16 protein-coding genes are annotated in these 24,691 nt (G+C 54.7%); 9 read left to right on the top strand and 7 right to left on the bottom strand.

The features are described from left to right. Nucleotides 1-101: 101 nt before the first annotated feature. The 4 genes from JT718_RS06185 to fumC all read left to right on the top strand — a co-directional run bounded on the left by JT718_RS06185 (nucleotide 102) and on the right by fumC (nucleotide 4,304). Nucleotides 102-266: a hypothetical protein gene (locus tag JT718_RS06185; RefSeq protein ID WP_205501230.1), complete on the top strand. Its 165-nt coding sequence runs from the start codon at nucleotides 102-104 to the stop codon at nucleotides 264-266. After that, the gene (locus JT718_RS06180) at nucleotides 263-985 is read left to right on the top strand and encodes a M15 family metallopeptidase (protein WP_205501227.1); all 723 of its coding nucleotides are present in this window, start codon (nucleotides 263-265) and stop codon (nucleotides 983-985) included. Before JT718_RS06185 ends, JT718_RS06180 begins: the two co-directional genes overlap by 4 nt. A 133-nt stretch (nucleotides 986-1,118) precedes the next feature. After that, nucleotides 1,119-2,660 (top strand): glycoside hydrolase family 10-like protein, encoded by a 1,542-nt coding sequence (locus JT718_RS06175; protein WP_205501225.1) that lies wholly within the window; start codon nucleotides 1,119-1,121, stop codon nucleotides 2,658-2,660. Between the two features lie 246 nt (nucleotides 2,661-2,906). After that, the gene (gene fumC, locus JT718_RS06170; RefSeq protein WP_205501215.1) at nucleotides 2,907-4,304 is read left to right on the top strand and encodes a class II fumarate hydratase; all 1,398 of its coding nucleotides are present in this window, start codon (nucleotides 2,907-2,909) and stop codon (nucleotides 4,302-4,304) included. 151 nt (nucleotides 4,305-4,455) lie between these two features. On the opposite strand, the gene JT718_RS06165 is transcribed toward fumC, so the two are convergent. From JT718_RS06165 to JT718_RS06145, 5 genes are all read right to left on the bottom strand, one after another. After that, nucleotides 4,456-5,139, bottom strand: coding sequence for a peptidoglycan recognition protein family protein (locus JT718_RS06165; protein WP_205501213.1), 684 nt, complete (start codon nucleotides 5,137-5,139; stop codon nucleotides 4,456-4,458). A 79-nt stretch (nucleotides 5,140-5,218) separates the two neighbouring features. After that, entirely contained in the window at nucleotides 5,219-6,781 is a 1,563-nt protein-coding gene (locus JT718_RS06160; RefSeq protein ID WP_205501211.1) for a SusD/RagB family nutrient-binding outer membrane lipoprotein, read from the bottom strand. Between the two features lie 14 nt (nucleotides 6,782-6,795). After that, entirely contained in the window at nucleotides 6,796-9,843 is a 3,048-nt protein-coding gene (locus JT718_RS06155) for a SusC/RagA family TonB-linked outer membrane protein (protein ID WP_205501202.1), read from the bottom strand. Nucleotides 9,844-10,330: 487 nt separating this feature from the next. Further along, nucleotides 10,331-12,052 (bottom strand): RagB/SusD family nutrient uptake outer membrane protein, encoded by a 1,722-nt coding sequence (locus JT718_RS06150; RefSeq protein WP_205501192.1) that lies wholly within the window; start codon nucleotides 12,050-12,052, stop codon nucleotides 10,331-10,333. A gap of 11 nt (nucleotides 12,053-12,063) precedes the next feature. Continuing rightward, nucleotides 12,064-15,318 carry a SusC/RagA family TonB-linked outer membrane protein gene (locus JT718_RS06145; protein ID WP_205501190.1) on the bottom strand — a complete coding sequence of 1,085 codons (3,255 nt, stop codon included), beginning with the start codon at nucleotides 15,316-15,318 and terminating at the stop codon, nucleotides 12,064-12,066. Nucleotides 15,319-15,938: 620 nt separating this feature from the next. On the opposite strand from JT718_RS06145, the gene JT718_RS06140 reads away from it, so the two are divergent. The 3 genes from JT718_RS06140 (at nucleotide 15,939) to JT718_RS06130 (ending at nucleotide 18,196) form a co-directional block, all read left to right on the top strand. Beyond that, nucleotides 15,939-17,114: an acyltransferase family protein gene (locus JT718_RS06140; protein ID WP_317195488.1), complete on the top strand. Its 1,176-nt coding sequence runs from the start codon at nucleotides 15,939-15,941 to the stop codon at nucleotides 17,112-17,114. 122 nt (nucleotides 17,115-17,236) lie between these two features. Further along, entirely contained in the window at nucleotides 17,237-17,623 is a 387-nt protein-coding gene (locus tag JT718_RS06135) for a diacylglycerol kinase (protein WP_205501188.1), read from the top strand. 87 nt (nucleotides 17,624-17,710) lie between these two features. After that, entirely contained in the window at nucleotides 17,711-18,196 is a 486-nt protein-coding gene (locus tag JT718_RS06130; protein WP_205501186.1) for a DinB family protein, read from the top strand. A gap of 115 nt (nucleotides 18,197-18,311) precedes the next feature. Here the strand turns inward: JT718_RS06130 and JT718_RS06125 are convergent, their stop codons facing one another. Both JT718_RS06125 and JT718_RS06120 read right to left on the bottom strand, forming a co-directional pair. Continuing rightward, on the bottom strand, nucleotides 18,312-19,103 hold the full coding sequence (locus JT718_RS06125) for a DUF4382 domain-containing protein (protein ID WP_205501180.1): 792 nt from the start codon (nucleotides 19,101-19,103) through the stop codon (nucleotides 18,312-18,314). A gap of 149 nt (nucleotides 19,104-19,252) precedes the next feature. Beyond that, nucleotides 19,253-22,270, bottom strand: a complete 3,018-nt coding sequence (locus JT718_RS06120) for an AsmA family protein (RefSeq protein ID WP_205501178.1) — start codon at nucleotides 22,268-22,270, stop codon at nucleotides 19,253-19,255. Nucleotides 22,271-22,315: 45 nt separating this feature from the next. Between JT718_RS06120 and JT718_RS06115 the strand changes: the two genes are divergently transcribed. Beyond that, on the top strand, nucleotides 22,316-23,392 hold the full coding sequence (locus tag JT718_RS06115; RefSeq protein WP_205501167.1) for a PorP/SprF family type IX secretion system membrane protein: 1,077 nt from the start codon (nucleotides 22,316-22,318) through the stop codon (nucleotides 23,390-23,392). A gap of 74 nt (nucleotides 23,393-23,466) precedes the next feature. Further along, nucleotides 23,467-24,654, top strand: coding sequence for a gliding motility lipoprotein GldJ (gene gldJ, locus JT718_RS06110; RefSeq protein ID WP_205501151.1), 1,188 nt, complete (start codon nucleotides 23,467-23,469; stop codon nucleotides 24,652-24,654). Nucleotides 24,655-24,691: the final 37 nt, after the last annotated feature.

Genomic DNA, 24,691 nt, shown 5'->3' with positions numbered 1-24,691 from the left:
GCCACCGAAAACGAGTTTTTTCCAGAAAATTGTTGTTGGGGCCATGAGAAAGCAGAATCTTTCTGAGCCGTTGAACGCTCTTGCCTTTACGTAACACCTGCATGAAGAATAGAAAGCTGATCTTATTCCTTTTCTGTTTAGGAACCCTCTTAGCCTGGACCGCCCTTTGCCTCACCTACTTCACCACTGGCCGCATTGAATGGCTGCGGCTCATCACCTTCCTGGCCTCCGGTATCTTGGCGTACGTAGTGTACAGACGAAAATGAGAAAACCTACCACCTTCCTGTTGCTCCTGTGGCTGGTGGCCGCAGCACAAGCCTGGGCCCAAAGCGCGGCCCCTGTGTCCATCCCCAAAAACCGGTACGGCTTGCCGGTGGTGGGCAGCGTGGCCTTGTACCAGCAACTGGTGGCAAAGCACCCAGACCAGGAATTGGTAGAACTGGCCACCCACATCCCGGGCCTGGTGCTGGACATCAGGTACGCCACGGCAGACAACCTGGTGGGCGAGCCGGTGTACAAAGTTGCCACCGCCTACGCCCGCAAGCCCGTGGCCGAGGCCCTGAGGAAGATTCAGGAAGAGCTGAAGCCGCAGGGCCTGGGCCTCAAGATTTATGACGGGTACCGGCCGTACCGCGTCACGGAGCATTTCTTTAGAAAGGTGAAGGAGAAAGACTACGTGGCCCATCCTAAAGACGGCTCCCGCCACAACCGCGGCTGCGCCGTAGACCTGACCCTTGTCCGGCTGAAGGACGGCCAGGAGCTGGAGATGCCCACGGCTTATGATGCCATGGTGCAACAGGCCCATCCAGACTACCCGCACGTGTCTGCCCAGGTGAAGAAAAACCGCGCCCTGCTCATCAACACCATGCAACGCCACGGCTTTACCGTTTTCAAGAATGAATGGTGGCACTTTGACTTCAACAACTGGCCCCAGTACCATTTGATGGATATCAGGTTTGAAGACCTGAAAGCCCTTAAAAAGTAAGCCTTTGGCGCTGTTTGGTAGGCTTTTTCCTGAAAACAGGTCAAAAACCAGCTTCCGCCCTTAAAATAGTTGCAGGAAATAGGCGAAAGGAGGTTATTTGCTCTTTCAGACCTACTAACCCTTTCCTCCAACCATGAGAAAACCTCTCCTCTTCAGGCAGTCCGCCTTGCTGGCGGTATTGCTGTCCCTCTTTATTGTTTCTGCCCAGGCCCAGCCTGCCCCCAAGCGGGAGTTCCGCGGCGTCTGGATTGCCTCCGTGGCCAACATTGACTGGCCCAGCCAGAAAGGACTCTCGCCGGCCACCCAAATGGAAGAGTTCCGCTACATTCTGGACGAGCACCAGAAAACCGGCATCAACGCCGTAGTAGTGCAGGTGCGCCCCACTACCGATGCCCTGTACCGCAGCAGCAAAGAACTGTGGTCGCATTGGCTTACCGGCAAGCAGGGGCAGGCCCCCAATCCGCCGTATGATCCGCTGGCGTTCCAGATTGAGGAATCGCACAAGCGCGGCATGGAGTTCCACGCCTGGTTTAACCCCTACCGCGCCACGCATGACACCATCAGCGCCAACATCGCCAAAGACCACATCACCAGAACCCGGCCCGAGTGGTTTGTGCAGTACGGCGGCAAATACTACTTTAAGCCCGGCCTGCCCGAGGTACAGGCCTACATCATTGACGTGATCATGGACGTGGTGCGCAACTATGACATAGACGCCGTGCACTTTGACGATTACTTCTACCCATACCCCACCAAAGACCCATACCCAGACGACGAGGATTTCGCCAAGTACGGAGCCGGGTTCGCCACCAAGGCCGACTGGCGCCGCCACAACGTAGACGAGGTGATCAGGGTGCTGGGCGAGCGCATCAAGCAGGAGAAGCCCTACGTGAAGTTCGGCATCAGCCCGTTTGGCATCTGGCGCAACCTCTCGCAGGACCCGCGCGGCTCAGACACCAAGGGCGGCATCAACAACTATGACGATCTGTACTCTGATGTGCGCGGCTGGCTGGAAAAAGGCTGGATTGACTACAACGTGCCCCAAATCTACTTCCACATTGGCTACCCCATCGCCGATTACGCCAAGATCCTGGACTGGTGGACCAAGAACAGCTTCGGGAAGCACACCTACATTGGCCTGGGTACTTACAAGGTAAACGCCGAGCCCCGCTTCAAGGAGTGGTCAGACCCGGCAGAAACCGGCCGTCAGCTGCGCCTGAGCCGGGCCACCCCCAATTCGCACGGCCAGGTGTACTTCAGCTCCAAATCAGTAATGGCCAACCCGTTGGGCGTGCAAGACAGCCTGCGCCAGCATTACTACGCCAACCCGGCCCTGCTGCCCACCATGCCCTGGCTAGACAGCATTCCGCCGCTGGCTCCTACCCACCTCAAGGTACAGAACTCTACGGAAGGCGTGGCCCTGCGCTGGCAAGCCCCGGCGGCCGCCCAAGACGGCAACCTGGCCCGCTATTACGTGGTGTACCGCGTTGCTAGTGGCCAGACCATAAACCCAGAGAACCCGGCGCACATCCTGGCCGTGCACCACGGCGAACCCGCTTTTACAGACAAAACCGCCAAAGCGGGCGAGCGCTACACTTACGCCGTAACCGCCGTAGACCGCCTGCACAATGAAAGCGGGCTGTCTGGCAAAGTAGCCGGCAAACGCAAGAAGTAACCGCGTGCCCATGAGACAATGTGCTAAAACGCTGTTTTCAGGCATAGGAAGCGGGCAATCACATCACGCCACTTAACTCCCCTCCTAGGAGGGGCAAGGGGTGGGTTCACGCCCTGCAGCCACCCGTCTGTTTCAGCAGTCTTTTCCTGAAATAAACCCAAAAACGGGCGGCGTGATCGTCGCCCGTTTTTTATGAATAATTGCGTAGTTTTGAGCATCTAATGTATTAACCATATTCTAACAGACATGAGCGTACGCATAGAGAAAGACACCATGGGCCCGGTAGAGGTGCCCGCCGATAAATACTGGGGTGCCCAGACCCAACGTTCCAAAGAAAACTTCACCATTGGGGGCCAGCTGATGCCCCGCGAAATCATTGAGGCGTTCGCCATCCTGAAGAAAGCCGCCGCGTACACCAACGCCGAGCTGGGCGTGTTGGCGCAGGAGAAAGCAGAAATCATTGGCCGCGTGTGCGACGAGATCCTGGCCGGTGAACTGGCCGACCAGTTCCCGCTGGTGGTATGGCAGACCGGCTCGGGTACCCAGAGCAACATGAACGTGAACGAGGTGGTAGCCAACCGCGCGCACGTGTTGCTGGGCGGCGACCTGATGGACGAGAAAAAGAAGATCCACCCCAACGATGACGTGAACAAGTCGCAGTCCTCTAACGACACGTTCCCCACCGCCATGCACATTGCCGGTTACAAGGTAGTGGCCGAGCACACCTTGCCCATGGTACAGAAACTGCGCGACACGCTGCACGCCAAGGCCCAGGAGTACATGAACGTGGTGAAGATTGGCCGTACGCACCTCATGGACGCCACTCCGTTGACCTTAGGGCAGGAGCTGTCTGGGTACGTGTCTCAGCTGGACCACGGCATGCGCGCCCTTAGAAACACCTTAGACCACCTGAGCGAGCTGGCCCTGGGCGGCTCAGCGGTAGGTACCGGCCTGAACACGCCCCAAGGCTACGCCGAACTGGTGGCCCAGAAGATTGCCGAATTCTCTGGCCTGCCCCTGCGTACCGCCGAGAACAAGTTTGAGTCCCTGGCCGCGCACGATGCCATCGTGGAAACCCACGGGGCTCTGAAGCAACTGGCCGTAAGTTTGATGAAGATTGCCAACGACATTCGTCTGCTGGCATCTGGCCCACGCTCTGGTATTGGCGAGATCATCATTCCTGAGAATGAACCCGGTTCTTCCATCATGCCCGGTAAAGTAAACCCTACCCAGGCCGAGGCCATGACCATGGTGTGCGCCCAGGTAATGGGGAACGATGTAGCCGTGTCGGTGGGTGGTATGAACGGTCACTTTGAGCTGAATGTGTTCAAGCCGGTGATGATTTACAACCTGCTCATGAGCGCCCGCCTGCTAGCCGATGCCTGCGACTCTTTTGACAAGCACTGCGCCGTGGGCATTGAGCCGAACTACGAGGTGATCAAGCAGCAGCTGGAGAACTCCCTCATGCTGGTGACCGCCCTGAACCCGCACGTAGGCTATGACAACGCCGCCAAAATTGCGAAGAAAGCCCACAAGGAAGGCACCACCCTGCGCCAGGCTGCCCTTGACCTGGGCCTTCTCACCGATGAGCAGTTCACCCAGTGGGTTCGTCCGGAAGACATGATCGGCAGCTTGAAAAAATAAAGCGTTTACGGGCCGTTTTCCTTAAAACGGCTCCAAAACAGAAAGGCCCTTCTACCAGGTAGAAGGGCCTTTTTTTGTGTAAGGGCTCTGGGTTGAGCGCTGGTCTGGTGTTACTTGACTCCTTTTAACTGCGCAGCTACGCTGGTACGCGCTAGGCGTTCTTGGGGGAGCCTTTCAGGTTCAGGTCCCGGGTTCTTTTCCTGATGCGTTTCATGAAAGATTCGCCGGGGTCAGTTTTCATGGTGCGGTAGGTAGAATCGGCTTCCTTCCAGAGCGGGTGCCCCACAAAGTCTTTGTACTCGTAGTGGCCTATCACGTACTCAATGTTGTACTTCTTCTTGAGGTACCTGATGATGGCCTCGTTGGCCTTGAGCTGGGCCCTGGTCAGGGGGGCGTTATCACTGCCCACGTTCTCTACGCCCACCGCGCAGTAGTTCAGCCCAATCACGTGGCGGCCAAACGCGGTATCTGGTAACTGCCGGAAAATGGTCCCGTCGCGGTCTACCAGGAACTGGGCGGCCACGTTCAAGGCGCTGGCCCCGGCAATGGCTTGTCTTCGGCCGGGTAACACCGCCGGGTTCATGGTGTTAAAGCCATCTTCCACGGTATGGCTGCCGGTCCAGTGCAGGACCACCATGGTAGGGGTGATGGAGGGCGTTTCTTTGGTGATGCCGTGCCGGGTCTGCAGGTACTCCAGCGAGAGCCTTTTCCGTTCCTCGTCAAAGACCACGGGCTTGTCAAAGGTTCTGAAGGTAGGCGCCGAACAGCTGGCCAGGCCCAGCAAGCCAATCAGGTAAAAAATTGAGCGGGGAAAGGAGGGGATTGCGTGTTTCATCTCAGATTCTGTTTCTGCGGGGTATTATAGAAAAGAGGACCAGCCGGGCCGGTCCTCTCTTTTAGGTTTAATGGTAAGATCATGGCGTGTTCCACCATAGCGGGGTAAGCAGGCGGTAGCGCTCTGAGTTATCGCCAATGTTGGCCCCGTTTCTGTTTTGCTCATTGGTCTCGTACACCATGGCCTGGATCCACTGGTTAGGGTTGTTGGCGTCAAACACCACAGTGTTCAGGTTGGCTGGTCGCTGGAGCGTTGGCCCGTAAATGGCCTGGCTGTAATCCATGCGGCGCATGTCTACCCACGTCTCTGGGTTGAGGGTCTGGGTAATGTATTTCTGCCGCATGATGTGGCTCAGCCCCTGGGTAAGGTTGTTGAAGTGCGCCACCAGGCCATCGGCCAGCTGGGCAGCCCAGTAGGCGTTGATCTCACCCGCGGATACCCCCAGTTTACGCATGTTGGCTTTTACGCCTTCTTCATACGCGGCCAACGCCCCACCTGGGTCATTGGACCGCAGCCTTGCCTCGGCCTCAATCAGTTTCACCTCTGAGTACGTGATGAACGGGAACGGCGAGGTGGCCCTGGTGTAGAAGCCGCTGTTCTTGAACGGACCGTAATCATTCTCTGAGGTAAAGTTGCCGCTTCCGCCCTGGCCACCGGCCAGACCTAACCCGGGTCTAAGCCCACGGTACTGGCCATCTGCGGCCGGAGTCATGATCCTGCTGATGCGGGGATCCTGGTAATCGGTTTCCGTTACCGGGAAGTTCTGGAGCAGGTCAATGAAGAACTGGGTCCAGGTGAAGTAGCGGTCTTGTTTACGGTCTGCGTTGGTAAAACCGCCCCAGCTGTACCAGGGGTTCTCGTCGGTCTGCTGGCCGCCGGTGAGGTAGGCAAATTCCGCGTCCATGCCGTCGGCGTTGAAGCCGTTCTGGGCGGCGGTAATGATGGCCTGCGGGTCGTACAGGTTTCCTTTCTTATGCAGGTGGTTCAGGTACCGGGCTTTCAGAGACCAGGCAAAGCGCTTCCATTTGTCCACGTCGCCCTGGTACATGATGTCCCCGCCGCTGAAGTTCAGCGGCGTTTTGTTGTTGGGGTTGTTGAACGCCTCAATGGCCTCATCCAGTAACCGCTGAATGCGCTGGTACACTTCTTCCTGCGAGTTAAAGGTAGGCGTAAGGTTGATCTGGGACTTCCCGGTGTAGTAGTCATCCACCACAATGGCCCCGTACTGGTCTGTGAGCATGCCGTAGTTCAGGGCCAGCAGGGTCTTGCCGGCCCCTACAAAGTGGGGGTTGCCTTCCTGCTCGCCCAGCACAATGAGGTCCACGCAGTTGGGCATGGTAAACACGTAGGCGTTCTGCCAGAAGAAATAACTGGCCGTGAAGCGCCACTGCTCGGCATTGCGGTTAGTACCCGTGGCTACGTTAGCCGTGGAAGCATACTGGGTCACGGCCGCAATCTCGCGGGCACCGCGCCACATAGAGGCCCCGTTGGTGGTAGTGATGGCCCCCACCAACCGGCTGTGCGCCGGTACAATGGTAGGCAGGTTAGGATCTTTGTTAACGTCAAGGTAGTCTTCACAGGCACTCCCAAACAGCAGGGTGGCCACTAAAAGCGCCTTAATCTGTATATATCTTTTTTTCATGATGCCAGCACACGTTAAAGCGTTAATTTCAAACCAATGTCAAAGCCGCGGGTAGCGGGTACGCCCAGGTTGTCAAACCCGAAGGACCCTGAACCGCCCACTCCGGCGCCACTTCCAGACACCTCCGGATCAACCCCTGAATAGTCGGTGATCAGGATCAGGTTGCGGCCGGTGCCAAACACCTGCAGGTTCTTGATGGGCGTTCTGGTAAACAAGTCCTTGGGAAGGTTGTAGGTAAGGGTCACGTACCGCAGCCTGTACCAGGAGCCATCCTCCACAAAATCATAGCCATGGAACGGATAGATGGTCTGGTAGTAGTTCTGGTCCAGCACCACCGGAATGGTGTTGGGCTGCCCCGTAGACTCAATAATGCCCTCAAACACCCTGGTCTGGCCGCGGTCCAGCGTTTTCATGCTCAGGCCCGAGCGCACCAACACGTTCTCAGTGGCGTTGTAGATATCGCCGCCAATGCGGATGTCCCACATGAAAGAGAGCGAGAGCGTCTTGTAATTGAACGTATTGGTGATACCGCCCGTCCAGTCTGGGTTTCTGTCCCCGATGGACTGCAGCAAGGACTGCACCTGCGGATACCCGTTGTTGCTCAGCAGCAACCGACCCTGCGCGTCACGCTTCCAGACGTTGCCATTGATCCCAAACAGGGAACCGTTCAGGAAGGCCGCGCCCTGCGCCACGTTATTGGCCGCCCAGGCATCTGATAGTTCTACCCTGTCCAGCATGCCGGGCAGGTCTCTCACTGTGGCGGTGTTCTTCGCGAAGTTCAGGTCCAGCGACCAGGAGAAGTTCTCCTTGGTGATGGGTTGGGTGTTGAGCATGATCTCTACGCCCTCGTTGTCAATCTGCCCGCCGTTAAGGTAGGCCAGGAAAGAGCCCGAGGAAGGAGGGGTACGCGTGCCCAGGATCTGCTCATCGGTACTGGTTTTGTAGTAGGTGAAGTCCAGGCCGAAGCGGTTGCGGAAGAACCTTACATCGGCCCCAATCTCCAGGGAGTTGGTGAACTCTGGTCTGAGCGCCGGGTTTCCGTAGTACTCATTGGCGTTGGAGATAAAGCCCCGGGGCGCAATGGTGAACGTGTTGGTGGCGGTAGCCAGGGTAGTGGCCAGCACGTGCGGCGGTGCATCTTTCCCTACCCGGGCCCAGGAGGCCCTGATTTTCCCGAAGGACACAATGCCCTCGCCGGAGGTAACGCCCAGCTCATCCAAAAGGTCGGTGACAATAATGGAGGTACTTACCGCGGGGTAGAAGAAAGACCGGGCGTTTACCGGCAGGGTAGAAGACCAATCATTGCGGCCCCTGAAGTTCAGGAAGGCTATGCCCTTCCAGTCCAGGTTCAGGTCCCCGAACACCCCGATCAACCGGCGTCTGGAAATTCCCTGCGACACGGTACGGTCTGCCTGCACCACGTTGTTGATGCCCGCAAACCCCGGGTCTATGAAGTTTCTACCGTACCAGGTGGTGGTTTGCCGGTAAGAATCTTCCACGTTGTGGCCCAGGGTTAAGCTGGTGTTGAAGTTTTTCCCAAACGACTTTTTACCCGTCACCAACAGGGTAGAGGTAGTGATCTGGCTGTTGGTGGTAGACTGTGAAAGGGCGCCCTTTTCTTCGGTCACAATGGTAGTGCCCGGCATGCGCACGCTCTTGAAGTTATCGGTGTAGTAGTCGGTGCCCAGGCGGTAGGTGATGTTCAGGAACTCAAACGGATCGTACATCACGTGCCCCACGGCCACCACGCGGTCTACCTCACTGGTAATAGGCTTGTTTTTTACGCCCCAGTGCGGGTTATCTATGCCGGGGAAGGTACGCTGGGTGCCATTGGGGTTCAGGTAGTTGCTCATGTCATCGTTCCGGGGCCAGTACACGGCACCCATCACGCCGTTGGCACTTCCCTGCAGCACGTACTCCCGGCCGGTTTTAATGTAGTTGGCGGTACCGCCTATCCTGAATTTCTCGCCCGCTTTGGTTTCGGCGGTCAATCTAAAGGTGTTCCGTTCCAGGCTGGTGTTGTCCACAATACCGCCCTGGTCATAGTGCGAGGCCGAGGCGAAGAACGTGGAACGGTCGCTGCCGCCGCTCACAGACAGGTCATGCTTTTGGGTGAAGGCTGTCTTGAAAATGCTCTTCAGATTGTCGTACACCGGCTCACCGGCCTCAAAGCGGGGCCCCCAGGAATCATTTGAGGTGGCGTCAAAGGCACCCTGCTCGCCTTGCTTGTACTCAGACTGGAGCTCAGGAAGCTTGTTGACGGTATCAAAAGAGAAGCTGTTGGAGTACGTGACCCGGGTGCTGCCGGCGCTGCCCTTCTTGGTAGTGATTACCACCGCTCCAGAGGCGGCCCGTAAGCCGTACAAGGCCGCCGCAGTGGGCCCTTTCAACACGGTGAGGCTTTCAATGTCTTCGGGGTTGATGTCAATGGCCCGGTTAGAGCCCGGTGCAAGCCCAGCCGCAAGCCCTCCCTGGGTGATGGGAGTGGAGTTGTCAATGGGGATGCCGTCTACCACGTACAGGGGCTGGTTGTTGCCGCTCAGCGAGGTTCCGCCCCGGATGAGCATAATGGCCGAGGCCCCCGGCGCGCCGCCCGAGTTGGTGACCTGCACCCCGGCTACCTTGCCTTGCAGGGCGTTCACAATGTTGGGCTGCTGCGTCTCCACAATCTCCCGGGCCTGGACCTCCTGCACCGAGAAACCCAGGGCCCTTTTCTCCTGCTCAATCCCGAAGGCGGTGACCACCACTTCGTTCAGGGCTTTGGCGTCTGACCGCATGACCACATCCAGCGTGGTGCCCGTTCCTACGGTGCGCTCTACGGGCAGCATGCCAATAAAACTAAACACCAGGGTGCTTCCGGGAGCCGCCTGAATGGAGTAACGGCCCTCTGCGTCTGAGGAAGCCCCCACCGTGGTACCTTTCACCACCACGCTCACGCCCGGCATGGGAGCCCCGTCCTCGGCCGACGTGATTCTACCGGTTATGGGACTGTTTTGGGCAAAACTTGCCTGAACCACCAACAGGCTCAAGGCAAAAAGAGTTAAACGTAGAATTACTTTCATAGGAGAGGGTTTAGTGATTCATAGGTGAGCAAACATGATTGCTAGATTAAGGATGAAGAATAGAGAAGAGGAATCCTGTGTAATAAGGTACCTAATGGGAAGTTAAATCGCAATAAAAAAGCTTTTTAAAATGTACATCCCTAATTATGCAATTATCTTAATAACAACTTAGCAGCTTACATCCCGTTTTAGTGCCGTTTTTACAAATTCAATCGATTTACCTTTAGACATTGCGCAATGCCTTGGAAGGGCCATAACAAAAGGGCCATATGCAGCATTTGGTAAGCCTGTTTGGGCGCGCACCTGCTCCCTTAGAAATCCGCCTGCGCATGGGCCTGCAGGCTGTTTTAGGGCTATTTACAGCAAAACAGGGCCAAAACAGAAAGGCCTTGCCGGGGGTTACCGGCAAGGCCTTTCTGTGGGGTGTACCAAAAAAAGAAGGGGCTCCCTTAGGAAGCCCCTTCTGTAAGCAAGGTTTATTTAGCTGTTATTCCCAGCCTGGGTTTTGCGTCAAGGTTACGCCTCTTTCTTTGTAGAGCACTATCTGGTCCAGAGGAAGCGGATTCAGGTAATACTTATCTGGAATGCTGGTTCTCTGCGTAGCGGCAGTCCAGGCTGGGGTGATGTACCCTTCTGTGTCTGCCTGGTCTTTGTCAAGCACTACCGCAGCACTGATCCCCGGATGGTCAGCCTTTCTGATCCAGGCGCCCATGTTGATCTCTGGGTTGGTCACGGTGTTGGTGTACTCCAACTTTTTCCATCTCTTCAGGTCATCTAGTCTGAAGCCTTCAAACACCAGTTCAATTCTGCGCTCACGACGGATTTCCCAGATCATGGCCGGAACAGAAGGATCTCTGTCTGGGTCATCGTACACCTGGCCGTTCACCGCTGGCTCGCCGCTCACCACCTGCAGGTGCGGGATGTTGATGCCTGGTCTGCTTCTCAAGACGTTCACAGAGATATCCAGGTCATTCTGCGTGAGGGCAGGACCACCCACTGTAGCCAGTTCAGCCGCTGCCTCTGCATAGTTGATCAACACCTCGCCGTAACGGATCACCGGCGCATCTGTTGGGTTACCGCTCAAGCTTCCCTCGGGCAGGTCTTTGATAGACTCGTTCAGGAATTTGTGGGTGGCAATACCAGTGGTAGAGTAGTTCCCGGCAATGCCGTTCAGTCTCAGTTGGCTGGTCACAAAGGTCTGCGCAATTCTTGGGTCGCGGTTGGCCATTTGGTTGGCAATGCCCTGGTCACCCTTGTACGCTGGGGAGAGATCAATTGGAAGACCATCGTTTGCCAGGTAAGAGTCAATCAGGTCTTTAGACGGACCGGTCTGCGGCTCTTTGTTGTTGTAGCTGTTGAGGGCGTGCGTGAGGGTACCGGCTACGTATTCTCTGTAAAGAATAACCTCTGGGTTACCCACCAGGCTCAAAGAGTTAAACACCTCTCTGTAGTTGCCCAGGCGGTATCTGCCAGATTTGATCACCTCATTGGCCGCCCACTTGGCAGCTTCTAAGTACTCAGCGGCTTTCGCGCTGTTGTTGTTGTGGTATTTCTGCCAGGTACCCTCAAACAGGAAGATTCTTGACATGTAAGCCAACACCACATCTTTGTTCACGGTAAGGCCTTTGGTACCATTCTCCAGGCGCACATGCTCGGCGGCATATCTGAAGTCGGCCAGGACGCTGTCCATCACCAGGGTGCGCGAGTCGCGTGGCTTGTAGAGTTGCTCTACTTCGGATTCAGTGAGCGAGTTACTGTACCACGGAACATCGCCAAAGTTTTTCACCAGGTCATGGTACTCCATGCCTCTGAAGAAACGGCCAATTCCTCTCCAGTGGTTGATGGCCGCCTGCTCCATAGGCACCTGCTGTACCCGGTTGATGAAGATATTGGCTTTTCTTACCCAGGTAAAGGTCCAGCCTGCGGCCGACGCCGTGGCAGGCACGGCATTGGGCGTGAACTGAGCCGGCGCAGAAGGGGCAAAGTCATCGTTCAGGCCTTGGCCAGAGAAGTACCTTCCCCAAGTGTTACCAGATCCGTAGCCCGTGAAATAAGCCGTGTAGAACCCGTAAGAGAAGGTTCGCACGCTTGCCTCATTGGTCCAGTAGGTTTCATCCGTGAGGGTGTCTGCCGGAGGCGTCTCAAGGAAATCTTCGCAACTAAACAAGCCTAGCGCAAAGAATAAAGCGGTTATTATTCTAGTTTTCATGCTATTTACAATTATAGGGTTACCTGAAGACCAAATGAAAGATTCGTTTGGTAAGGGTAAACACGACCAAAGGTTGCTCCGTCGTTCAATCCGGCGGTAGTGTAGTCTACTTCTGGGTCAATTGGAATGTCGCCCAGTTTGTCAAAGGTTAACAGGTTCTCACCGCTGAAGTAGATTCTTACGCGCTCAATCTTGGCTTTCTGCGTTAAGGTTCTAGGCAGGGTGTAGCCAACAGACAGGTTTTTCACTCTCATGTAAGACAGGTCAAGCAGGTACTTGGTCTGCGGCAGGAAGTTTCTGCCGTTGTTTGACTGGTCTGCGTCTGTCAGGCGAGGGTAGAACGCATTAGGGTTCTCTTCTGTCCAGTAGTCTAGCTGGTGCGCGAAATAAGTAGCTTCAGAGGCTCTGAAACCCGGAATCACGATGGCGCCAGATCCCCAGAAGTCACGCTTGCCAACGCCCTGGAAGAAGACACTCATGTCAAATCCTTTCCATTCTGCCCCTAAGCGTAAGCCGTACTGGTAGCGAGGAGTAGAGTTACCAATCACCTTCATGTCACCTGGATCTGCCACGGTCTGCGAGCCACGGGTGATTTTACCGTCACCGTTCAGGTCTTTGTATTTCACGTCACCTGGGCCGTAGAAGAACCATCCGCTCTCAAACAAGGCCTGGTTTGGAATACCTTCCTTCATAACATACTTGCCGTTCTGCAGGATAAGGTTGCCGTTGGCGTCTTGCTCAAAATCATCTTTGGTGAAGTAACGGTCTGTCTCAAAGCCCCAGATGTCTCCCAATCTTCTACCTGGGCGGTCTGCGTTGATGCCGGTGTTGTTGGCATACTCAGTCACCACCTCTTTGAAGTCTGTTAAGGTAGCAGTAGCGTTAATCTTGAAATCATTTTTGAAGGTGTGGGTAAAGTCAACGGCTACTTCCCAGCCAGTGGTGGTTAGCTCACCAAAGTTTCTTCTTGGAACGGCGGCACCCAAGGTAACGGGCAGTACCAGGCCAGGGCTGTGCATGTCTGTGGTCTTTCTTTGATACCAGTCAAACGTCACGCCAAATTTGTCTCTGAAGAATCTTGAATCTAAACCGAAGTCAAGCGTTGAAACGGTTTCCCAGGTAAGGGCCGCCACGTACGCGGGCGTTCCTACCTGCAGGGTGTTCACTCCGTTCATTACCCAGCCAGAGTTGCCGGAGACCATGGTAGAGTAGATGTTGTTGATGTTGGCATTCTGGTTACCAATGGCACCCCAGGAAGCTCTCAGTTTTAAGAAAGAAAGCGTTGGGTTGGCAAACTGCATGAAAGGCTCTTCACTGATCACGTAACCGGCAGACATAGACGGGAAGAAGCCCCATTTCTGTTCTTTAGACAATCTGGAGGAACCGTCATATCTTCCGTTTACTTCCAGCAGGTATTTGCCCTTGTAAGAGTAGTTCACACGGCCAAAGGCACCAATGGTAGACCACTTGTCACGGTCACCAAACACCAGCTGGTCACCGGTAGCCAACGGAAGCTCTCCCTGGTCTGCGTTGAGGAGACCTCTTCTTTCAGAAGCGTGCCACCAGTACTCCATCTGCTCAATGTCACCACCGGCAATTACCTTAATAGAGTGGTCACTGATGTTCTTGGTGTAGGTAGCGAAGGCTTTTCCTGTCAGCTGCTCTCTGCGGCTGGTCTCATAGCGCACCTTGTCATAGGCAGCGGTAGTGTAAGGACCGTACGGCCAGGTACCTCCACCTGTCCAGTAGTTGTAGGCGCTTACAGACCCACCAGTCTGGTGTACTTGGCCGGCAGTGTTGTTGTAAGTAAAGTCACCGTCAATGGTTAAACCGGCGAATGGCTTAAGGGTACCACCCACGGCAATTCTTGACAGGGAAGTTCTGTTGTCATTCATCTTGGCTTGCTCCACCTCAGTGATGGCGCTTCTGAAAGGCTTGCCTTCATACGTACCATAAGGGAAGTTTACCGGCCATCTGTACAGGTAGTACCATGGGTCATAGGTAGCAGAGCCAAAGTTGAAAGGTTCTGTGGTAAGCGTGTTGGCGTACAATACTCTGGCTCTGGTATCCAGCCAGTCGGTCACGCTGGTGCTTACGTTCAGGTTAAGGGTGTATCTGTTGAACTCATCTGGGTTTACTTTCAATACTCCAGACTGGCCCAGGAATCCAGCCCCAATGTGGTAGGTAGTTTTCTCGCTGCCGCCAGACACAGAAAGGTCATGCTTCTGCATGGGAGTCCATTCACGCATATACATTTCGGCAGGGTCCCATGATCTGTAGAAGAACAGACGGCCGTTTCTTACTTCAAAGTCACGACCCATCACCATTTCAGGACCCAGGTCCTGTCCGCCGTACAGCTGCTCCCACTCGCGCATCTTCTGGATGGCCACGTCATCAAAGTACACCCCTACAATCCCCATCTCAGTGAGGTTAGGGTTTCTTCTTCTGGCTGAAGCAAGGGCCATGGCACCGGCATCTGCGGCAGAGGCCATTTCTGGTGTCTGGGTTGGTTTGTTCCAGGAGAAGTTGTTAGAGTAGTTCACGCGGGTAGGGGAGCCCTTCTTACCGGTTTTGGTAGTGATCAGGATTACCCCCCAGGCCGCTCTGGCACCATAGATAGAGGCAGAAGCCGCATCTTTCAGCACAGAGATAGACTCAATGTCTTCTGGGTTCACCAACTGCAAGCTGGGTACCTCTACGTTGTCTACCAGGATCAGGGGCTGAGCGCCACCGCCCCCTGGGCTTAAGGTACCCGTGGTACCGCGCAGTTTAATAGAAGGGTTCTGCCCAATTTGTCCAGAAGGGCTGGTGATGGTCAAACCTGGCGTGGTACCCTGTAAGGCACGTCCAACGTCAGTGATTGGTCTTGACTCCAGCACTTTGGTGTCTACGGTAGAAACGGCGCTGGTCACGTCGCTTCTCTTCTGGGTACCGTATCCTACCACCACCACTTCATCAAGAGCCTTGGCATCTGAGCCTAGTCTCACGTTCATGGTTGAAGCGTCGCCCACGGTCAGCTCCTGCGGCAGCGCGCCAATAAAGCTGAACACCAACACACTGCCCTGCGGGGCCTGGATAGAGTAATTTCCATCGGCATCAGTGGAAGTACCGTTGGTGGTTCCTTTTACCACCACGCTCACGCCTGGCATGGCGGAACCGTCTTCCGCGGAGGTTACCCTCCCGGTAATTGTTTTGCTTTGGGCAAAACCTGCCTGAGCAATACATATGCTCAAGGCGAACAGCATAAGCCGTAACATTATTTTCATAAGAAAGGATTTAGGAGAACTGATTGTTTTTTTGTAGTTGATCTGCAATCATTTAGAATTGACTAGGGGGATCATTTTATAGACTCATCGGCAGTTAAATTTGAAAGTGAAACAAGGCAATAGCTGGGTAGATAAATCTAGGTGCAATATTATGGATTTCTTAAAAAATTTGCCCTTTTGCATACTTGTTTTATGTTTTTAAATAAAAAGCAAGCTACTATTAAGTTAATTCTGTAAGAATTTGCTAAAAAGGGCTGCTGAAGAGCCAGGATCAGGGAGTTGGCACGCAAGGAGATAGGCCTGTATATTGGCAGAAAATATAGAGAAGCTTTTTTTCATGACCAAGCATTATTAAATATTTTTAATTTAATATGGTATAAAAATCAATTAAATTAAAAAATAAGTTAACGTACGCTGCCTAAACAGTCCTTTCCTCTGGCTGGTAGCTTGTTTTGCGGAAAATCCCGGCAGCCTGCTGCCACCCCAGCACGTTGCGCCGCTTACCAAAAAGCGGCTTATGGTTTTCCTAGAAACTGATATCTTGCCGGCTCTTCCTCTACCAACCGCTGCCCTTAAACATTAAAAAGCCCATTGTCCTACATCCCTAACCTAATCATCACGTGAACATTGTCTCTTCATCACCTGCCCCCAACCCAGAAGCAAACCTCAAAGATACTGAGGCGAAGCGCATACTACCAAGACTGAAGTCACTGGATGTGTTCAGAGGCATCACCGTGCTGGCCATGATCCTGGTGAACAACCCGGGCAACTGGGGCAAGATCTACGCCCCCCTCAGGCATGCCGCCTGGCACGGGTGCACCCCCACCGACCTGGTGTTTCCCTTCTTTTTGTTTATAGTGGGGGTGTCCATCGCGTACGCGCTCTCCGGGGCCAGACAGCTCCCAGAAACCCATTCGGCCACCATTCTGCGGGTAGTCAGGCGCGGGCTCACCCTGTTTGCGTTGGGTCTGTTTTTGGCCCTTTTTCCCAAATTTGACTTTGAAACGGTAAGAATCCCCGGCGTGCTGCAGCGCATTGGTGTGGTGTTCATCATTGCCGGCATCATCTTCCTGAAAACCGAACGGCGCACCCAGCTGGCGATTATTGCCACGCTGCTGATAGGGTACTGGGCCTTGATGATGTTTGCCCCCGTTCCGGGGATAGGAGGGGCCAATCTGCAGCCCACCACCAATCTGGCCGCCTGGCTAGACAACACCCTCTTGCCCGGTCACCTCTGGAAGTCTACCAAGGTGTGGGACCCTGAGGGAATCCTGAGTACGCTGCCCGCAGTGGCTACCGCGCTCCTGGGCGTGTTGGTGGGGCAGTGGCTTAAGAAGAAAGACGAGCCCGGTAACAAAATTGCCTGGCTGATGGTGTGGGGCGTGATCTGCACCTGCCTGGGTATGGTCTGGGACCTGCACTTCCCCATCAACAAAAGCCTGTGGACCAGCTCCTATGTGTTGTACACCGGTGGGCTGGCCATGCTGGGCCTGGGCTTGTGCTACTGGCTCATTGACGTAAAAGGCTATCAGAGATTCACCACGCCGTTTCTGGTGTATGGGGTAAATGCCATCACGGTCTTCTTCCTGTCGGGCATTATCCCCAGAATCATGGCGCTCATTAGGGTAAACACGTCTGCCGGCGAGGTAGACAGCAAGACCTTCCTGTATGAGACGTTCTATACCGCTCACCTGAGCCCGTACAACGCTTCCCTGGCCTGGGCCCTTACCTGGATTTTCTTCTGGATGGCCGTACTTTATATGATGTACCGCAAGAACATCATCATTAAAGTATAATGCCAGCGCGTAGCTTTACCCAAGAAAGGCCACTCCCGGAGTGGCCTTCTTTATAGATATCCGTAAAAAACTGCGGTAAGCCCAAGGGCACCTTGCCCTTAGCCCTTCCGTAGAAAGCAACCATGGAAAGACGCCCGCCCACGTTCATCAGAAGACGCCTCAACAGCTTTGGGTACGCCCTCAAGGGGATTGCCGCCGCCTTCCGGTCAGAGATCAACTTACGCTGGCATGTGCTGTCGGCGGGCGGGGTGGTGGCCCTGGGCTTCTATGTGGGGCTTACCCCGCTGGAATGGGTGGTGATTACCTTGTCCATCGGGTTGGTCTGGATGGCCGAACTGTTCAACACGGCGCTGGAGGTGGTGGTGAACCTGGTTTCGCCGGGCAGGCATCCGCTGGCCGGAAAAGCGAAGGACATCGCCGCGGGCGCCGTACTGGTGGCAGCGGTCACGGCGGCGGTTGCCGGTATGCTGGTGTTTTTTCCGTACGGGGTGGCTTTGCTGCAAAAGTGAAATAAACATTCATTCTCAACCCCACGTTTACTACTTTTGCCCGATTCTGAAAGGCAGAAGCCTTTTGTGTACCAATTTACCTTACCCATGACTTCAAACGATGTACTAAAGAACCTGGCCGAATACAACGTATGGGCAAACTGGCGCATACTCAAAAGCCTGGACCGCCTTGAGGGCGACCTGCCTGACTATGCGCAACTCATGTTCAGCCACGTCTTAAACGCCCAGGCCATCTGGATTGCCCGTATTACCGGCACCAAGAGCCCGGTTACCGTGCTGCAGCGACACACCCTGGAAGAACTGCACCGCCTGCATGAGCAGACCTCGCCTAAACTGCTGGAACTGTACACCGCCGCCGATGAGGCAGAACTGGACCGCACCATTGAGTACACCAACACCCAGGGCAAAGCCTACTCTACCAAGGTGCGCGATATCCTCACCCACGCCATTAACCACGCCACGTACCACCGCGGGCAGGTTTCCCGCGAGCTGCGCCTGGCGGGCCATGAGCCCATCAACTCAGATTACGTGACCTACGTGCGGGTGCAGTACGGCCAGGATCTGGAGATTTGACTTGACTCTGTTTTGGGGCCGATTTCCTGAAAACGGTGCCTAAACGAACATTGACCATAAAGAAAAGGGGAGGCTGAAACAGCTTCCCCCTTTTCTTTTCTCTATCAGGCAGAACCTAATCCAGATCCACAGTTGGTACTTGCGTGATCTGGTCATTGGTAACCACAATGTTGGTAAGCTCTTTGTTCTGGTAAGGAGCCACAGTGCTGAACTGCACTTTGTAGGTGCCGGCCGGTACACCCTTGATCAGGTAATTTCCGGCTTCGTCGGCGAAACCCCCAATGGTGTCGTTCGCGGCGGAGATCACCAGAATGCCTGGTTTGGCCGTTGCGGGCGTTACAGTTCCTCTAATGCCACCCGCCACTGCCTGGGTAAGGGTCCTGATTACCGGCTTTAGGTTGTACTGCCCGCTGTTGCCACGTGGAACAATTGACTTGGCGGCATCAAAGTCCAGAAGCAGGACATAGGTCACATCGGCCTCCAGATTGGTGTTGATCTGCAACTTCAAGCCAGAGGTTTGGCCGCTGGGGGTAGTCAAAGGTAGAGGGCTTGCCACACCTTTCAATTTAAGGGAGTTGTTGTCTCCCAGCACTAATCTGATCTGCGAGATACGGCCAGCCGGCAGGGTAGAAGAGGCCAGTAAAGTGTCGCGGCCGTTGGTAAAATCCAATAAGTTGTACACCCCGGGAGAGATGTGGTCCAGCGTCATCCAGTCGGTGCCATCATCGGCGGCTTCGCGTAGGATCTGCACAGACCGGATGTCAACGTTTACTTCCTCGTAATCGCCGGGAGCATCGGTCAGGCGAACTTCCAGGTGCGCTGACCCAACCGGATCACTTTCATCTGAACAAGCGGCAAACCCAAGGGCTGCCGTCCACAACAGGGCAAAAAAGAATCTCTTTCTCATGTAAAAAGGTAAGGTGGGAAATAGCTATTTCTGTAGCAGGCCTTTGTACGGGCACCAATGAAAAAGTAGAACCACCTAAAACAAAAAGTTTGTTTTAGGCCTGCTTTCAGATAAACAGCCCTAAAACAAACTTTATGCCACTGGAACAGCTATTGTTTCGTGGAAGTATCGGCGGGTGCCGTAGCGGCCGGCTTTCTGGGGCTTAACAGCTTGTTCAGTCGTGACTTAGCTTCTTCCCTTAATTTTTGCTCCGCCTCCTGGCGTTTCTTCTCCAGTTCCTGGCGGGCCTTCAGCTCGGCCTCCTGCTGCTTACGAGCCAGTTCGGCCCTGAGGCTGTCTTTGTTGGTAGGCACGTTCACGTTCAGCTTTTCCTTCACGTTCTCCAGCTTGCTGGTTACCACCTGTTTTACCAGGGTAGAGGCCTCTGCTTTCAGGCTGCTGCCCTTCAGGGCTACGGCGGGGTCATTGTAATTACCGGTAACGCCCAGCTGCAGGGTAACCCGCTCCAGGCTGTTGAGGTTCTGCACCCCGGTAAGGCTGGTGATTTTCCCCGCCAGGGCATTCCCTACCTTGCCCGAAGGCACGTCCATGGCCACCACGTAGTCTACTTTGCCGCTGAGGTTGTTGGTGCCGCCTACGGTCATCTTAATATCGCCCACCGAGAAATCGAAGGGTTTCACCACCAGGTTTCCGCCCACGATCTCGGCGGCGAAGCCCCGGTTCTTGAGGGTGAAGCTCTGCAGCTCATTCAGGTTGGTCAGCTGGCTGATCTTGCCCAGGGCCTTGATATTGGCCACTACGGCTTCCACCACTTCCACCATTCCTTTGCCGGTAAGGCTGCTCAACACCGGCATCATGTCGCTGCCCAGCTCCCCGTTAAGGGTGAACTTGGTGGTGAACTCTCCCTTCAGCAACTTGGTGATGGGGGCCAGGTGCTGGATGGTGTTGAAGGCATTGAACGCCTGTTGAAAATCAAGGCTCTTGATGTCTAACCCAAACGAAAACTTAGGGTGGATAAGGTCTCTGGAGTCATACGACCCGGTGGTGGAAAACTGGCCGCCCAGCGTGTTGAAAGAAACGTCCTCTAACCTGGCTATCTGGTCTTTAAGCGCAATTTTCCCTTTGAGGTTCTGCAGCTTCAGGTTGTCATAGATCACCGTGCCGGCCTGGGTTGTCAACACCATGTCCAGGTTGGCGGGTACCTGCACCACGCCCTGCGCCTCCTGTGTAGAGGCCGGAACTGCCTGGCCGGTGTGCTCGTCTACCATCCACTCGTTCACGTTGAAATTGGTTGACTTCAGGGTGAAGCTCCCGCGCAGGGGCTGGTTCTCAGAGAACAAGTAGCCCATGTAGTTAGACACGGTGCCATCCATCTGCACGTCGCTCTTGCCCAGGTAGCCGTTCAGCTGCTGCAGCGCCACCTGCTCATTGTTGAACGTGGCCCTGGCCGAGTTGATGCGCATGCCTTGGGGCAGATCGGTGCTCTTATAGTTAAGCTGCGCGATCTGCACCGTTCCGCTGGCCTGCACGTTGCCGTAGCGGCCGGCATCCACGTCAGTCATCTTGCCTTTGGCCTGGATGTTGCCGTTGAGGCGGCCGCTGAGGGTGGTGCCTTCAATGGGGAAGATCTTGGTGAGTTTGGTCAAATCCAGCACGCCCTTGATATCGGCATCAAATTGGGGTTGGGCCAGGTTCTTCACAAACACGCGGCCTTCCAGGGGCTCTTTGTCCAGCAGCATCCGGAAGCGGGAAATCTGAATGTCAGTGTCGGCGGCGTTGCCGGTGCGGTTGGTCACGGTAGAGGCAACGGTCACCTGCTCCAGCGGCGCGGGGAAGTCGGCCGATTTCACGTAGCCGTTGGTGAGGTTGAGCACGGCGGTGACCACGGGCATGTGCTCTTCAAAGTACACGCCTTTGGCCTGGGCGTTCACGTCCAGCAGGCCGCGCAGGGTGGTGCCCTCCACCGGAAATACTTTGGTGACCTCGGCCAGGTCTAACCGGGCTTTCAGGTTGCCGTCTACCTTCATAGGCTCCAGCCCGTCTATGAGCACCCGGCCATCTACGGGGTTCTTGCCTAAGTCAAGGTGCAGCTTGCGCACGTCTACCACGGTATGGTCCAGGTTGCCGTCGGCGTTCTTCACGCTCATGTCAATGTTGATGTTTTTGGCGGCCTGCGGCAGGTCCGGGTACTGGAAGGTACCGTTGTTCACCTGCAGGTCCACGCCGAAGCCCGGCAGGGAGGTCTCGTTGAACACCCCTTTCACGAAGCCGTTGAAGGCGATCTTGCCATCGGTCTGTACGTCTTTGAACTGCTGGGTGTACACCCCGGGCACCAGGGAGAAGAGCGTTTTAAAGTCGGTCTCCAGGGCTTTGAAGGTAAGGTCCAGGTTGATGTCCTCGGTGGGCATGGCAATGGAGCCAGCCATGCCCAGGGCAAAATCATTCAGCTTGAAATGGTTGTCTTTGAAGGTGTACTTGCCATTGGCCAGGTCCATGGCCAGGGTCACGTCGGCGTCCAACTTTTTGTTCTCAATGTAGTTCACACCGCCGTAGGTCATGGTGAAGCGCTCGGCCTGCGTTTGGGTCTCCATGTCAAAGACGTCTTTGGCCAGGTCTCCGCTGCCAGTGTGCTGCACGTTGTAGGCGGTCAACCCAAACGGAATGCTCAGGTCTTGGTACACCAGCTGGCCGTTGTTGATCTTCCACTGGTCAATGCCCATCTTGAAATCGGTGGTGTCCTGCGCTTCCGGGGCAGCGGCGGTGTCGGGGAGGAAGATGTCCCAGTTGGCTTTTCCGCTTTTGAGCACGAGTAACTTAATGCGGGGTTCCTGCAGCTGCACCGAGGTGATCTCCATCTGGTCGCCGGACATAACGCTCATCAGATCCAGGCCCAGACTGAAATCGGGCAGGTAGGCCAGGGTGTCGCGCTGGAAGGAGTCTTTGCCCACTATGGTAAGTTCTTTCACGCTCAGCCCCAGGTCTGGAAATGTGCGAAACAGGGACAGACTTACGTTATCTGTTTCGTATATAACGCGGGCGTTGATACTTTTGGCGATTTCTTTATCCAGCCGCTCCTTAATCTTATCTTTGAATAAAACAGGTAGTAAGGCAGCGGCGGCCAGCACCACTACCAGAAATACGGCCAGCCCTATAACTACTTTCTTCATGTCAATGCTTGTGTGTTTTCAACCTGTAAGTTTAGGTATTTTCAAATGAATATTCTCACCCGCCGGGTCATGCAATTTCTGTGTCTCTTGCCCTCTCCGCAGCTGGTGACCAAGCAATGGTACCTGCTGGCCGGGGTGCTGCTGCTGGCGCCCTGCGCTCAAGGGCTGGCCCAGGAAAATACAAGTACCCTGCCGTATGCGCACCGTCTTTTCCTTAACCCCGCTTTTACCGGTTTATTGTCTGACTACAGCATCACGGCCGGGCACCGCGCGCAATGGGTGGGCGTGCAGAACGGGTTCAGCACCCAATGGGCCAGCGGGGAATACCGGTTTGAGAACAACCGCAACGCCATAGGCGCCACCTTCATGACCGACAAGGCCCCGGCCGGTGGGTACCAGAAAATACAACTGGGCGCGCTGTATGCCTACCACACCAAACTAAGAGAAAAGCTAGACCTGAGCGCCGGTTTGCAGGTGGGGTACGGGGCCCAGAAGCCCTCGGCCAGCAGCCTGGTCTTTGAAGACCAACTGGGCGGTAACGGCACTGTCCTGAACCCCACCGCTGAAACATTTGGCCTGGACAGAACCTCTTACCTGACGGTTTCTGGGGGGCTTTTGCTCTACACCCGCCAATTCTGGGTGGGCGTATCGGGGCATCATGTCAATAGTCCTACCGTGGGGGAAGCCACTGGTGCCACCATGGCCCCAACCTTTCAGGTGCAGACCGGGTACAAGTTCTACGCCAGAAGCTATTTTGATAAAAATCACTTTGAAGAAATCAGCTTTACGCCCACACTTTCGTATACGCAACAACGTACCTTTACTCGCTTAGACGCAACCATTTACGCAAACATAACGCCTGTTACCATGGGGTTGGGAATGACACTGTTACCGGGGACAAAAAATACTTCGCTGGCCAGTACTATACAAGGGATAGTTGGCGTTACGCATAAAGGATTTAAGGTAGGATATGGTTATCGGCATCCGCTGGCTTCCAGTCCAATTGCCGTGGGTCCCTCGCACGAACTGGTTCTTTCCTTTGAGAAAGTGGATTACTTGAAGATTTTCAAACGGTTAGGGTACGACAAAAAATACAATCGTATTGCTTGCCCAGCATTCTAATTTTCTATATCATTGCGTGTTAAAAGCCACATTTGACCAAAAGAATACAATTTTACCTGGTATTTACCGATTTTATGAAACTGTCTAAACATTTACTGTACGTGCTGGCCGCAGGAGCTATGGTTTTCTCCTCCTGCTCCAAGAACAAACTTCCCACCAGCCAAAACCCCGGGAAGAATAGTACAGCCACCGGAATCGCCTACGATGATGAAGAAGGCGGCTTTGCGGTAGCAGACTATTCTGACGTACCCGAAGGACCAGGCTTGGTATTTATTGAAGGAGGTAGAACCACCCTGGGCTCTTCTGAGGAAGATGTGGCCATGACCCGTGACAACATTGAGCGTACCGTTACAGTGGCCTCTTTCTACATGGATGAGGCAGAGGTAGCCAACATTCACTGGCTGGAGTACCTGCACTACATCAGAAAAGACTCTTCAGAAGAAATCTATACCAAAGCCCTGCCCGACACTACCGTGTGGGAGCGTGAGTTGTCTTTCAACGACCCTTACGTGAGCTATTACCTGCGTTACCCAGGTTTCCGGTACTATCCAGTGGTAGGGGTGAGCTGGTTGCAGGCCCAGGACTACTGTACCTGGAGAACTGCTATGGTGAACAAAAACCTGGCGGCTGAGTATGACGGTGAACTGGCCGAAGGCAGCACGCCTCCTATTGAGTCTGGCGCGGTATTGCCTAACTACCGTCTCCCCACAGAAGCCGAGTGGGAGTACGCGGCGCAAGCCCTGATTGGCACCCAGCTGGACGAGGAAGAAAACCAAAGCAACAAGCGTATCTACCCCTGGGATGGCCACCAGGTGCGTAACCCTTACGGCAAGAACCAAGGCCAGTTCCTGGCTAACTTTAAGCGTGGCCGCGGTGACTACGCCGGTATTGCCGGTTCTTTGAACGACGGCGCCATGATCACCGAGTACGTGTACGCTTATCCGCCGAACGATTTTGGTCTGTACAACATGGCCGGTAACGTGAACGAGTGGGTGCAAGACGTGTACCGTCCGCTTTCGTTCCAGGATGTGGAAGACCTGAACCCAGTGCGTCGCAACGGGGTAATGGACGACACTACCAACTATGACGTAGCCGGCTTCCAGTCCTTGATCACCAACACCGTGCGCGTGTACAAAGGTGGTTCCTGGAAAGACGTGGCGTACTGGTTATCACCAGGAACTCGTAGGTTCATGGACCAGGATTCTGCTACTTCTACCATTGGTTTCCGTTGCGCCATGATCAACACTGGCTCCAACAGATAATAAGATCAGTTTCTATAAAACAAAGAAGGCCGGTGAA

Origin of the sequence: Rufibacter psychrotolerans (assembly GCF_016924645.1) — a bacterium.
Classification (GTDB): Bacteria; Bacteroidota; Bacteroidia; order Cytophagales; family Hymenobacteraceae; genus Nibribacter; species Nibribacter psychrotolerans.
Note: the sequence above shows the minus strand (reverse complement) of the source record. Positions and strands in the feature narration are given on the sequence as shown.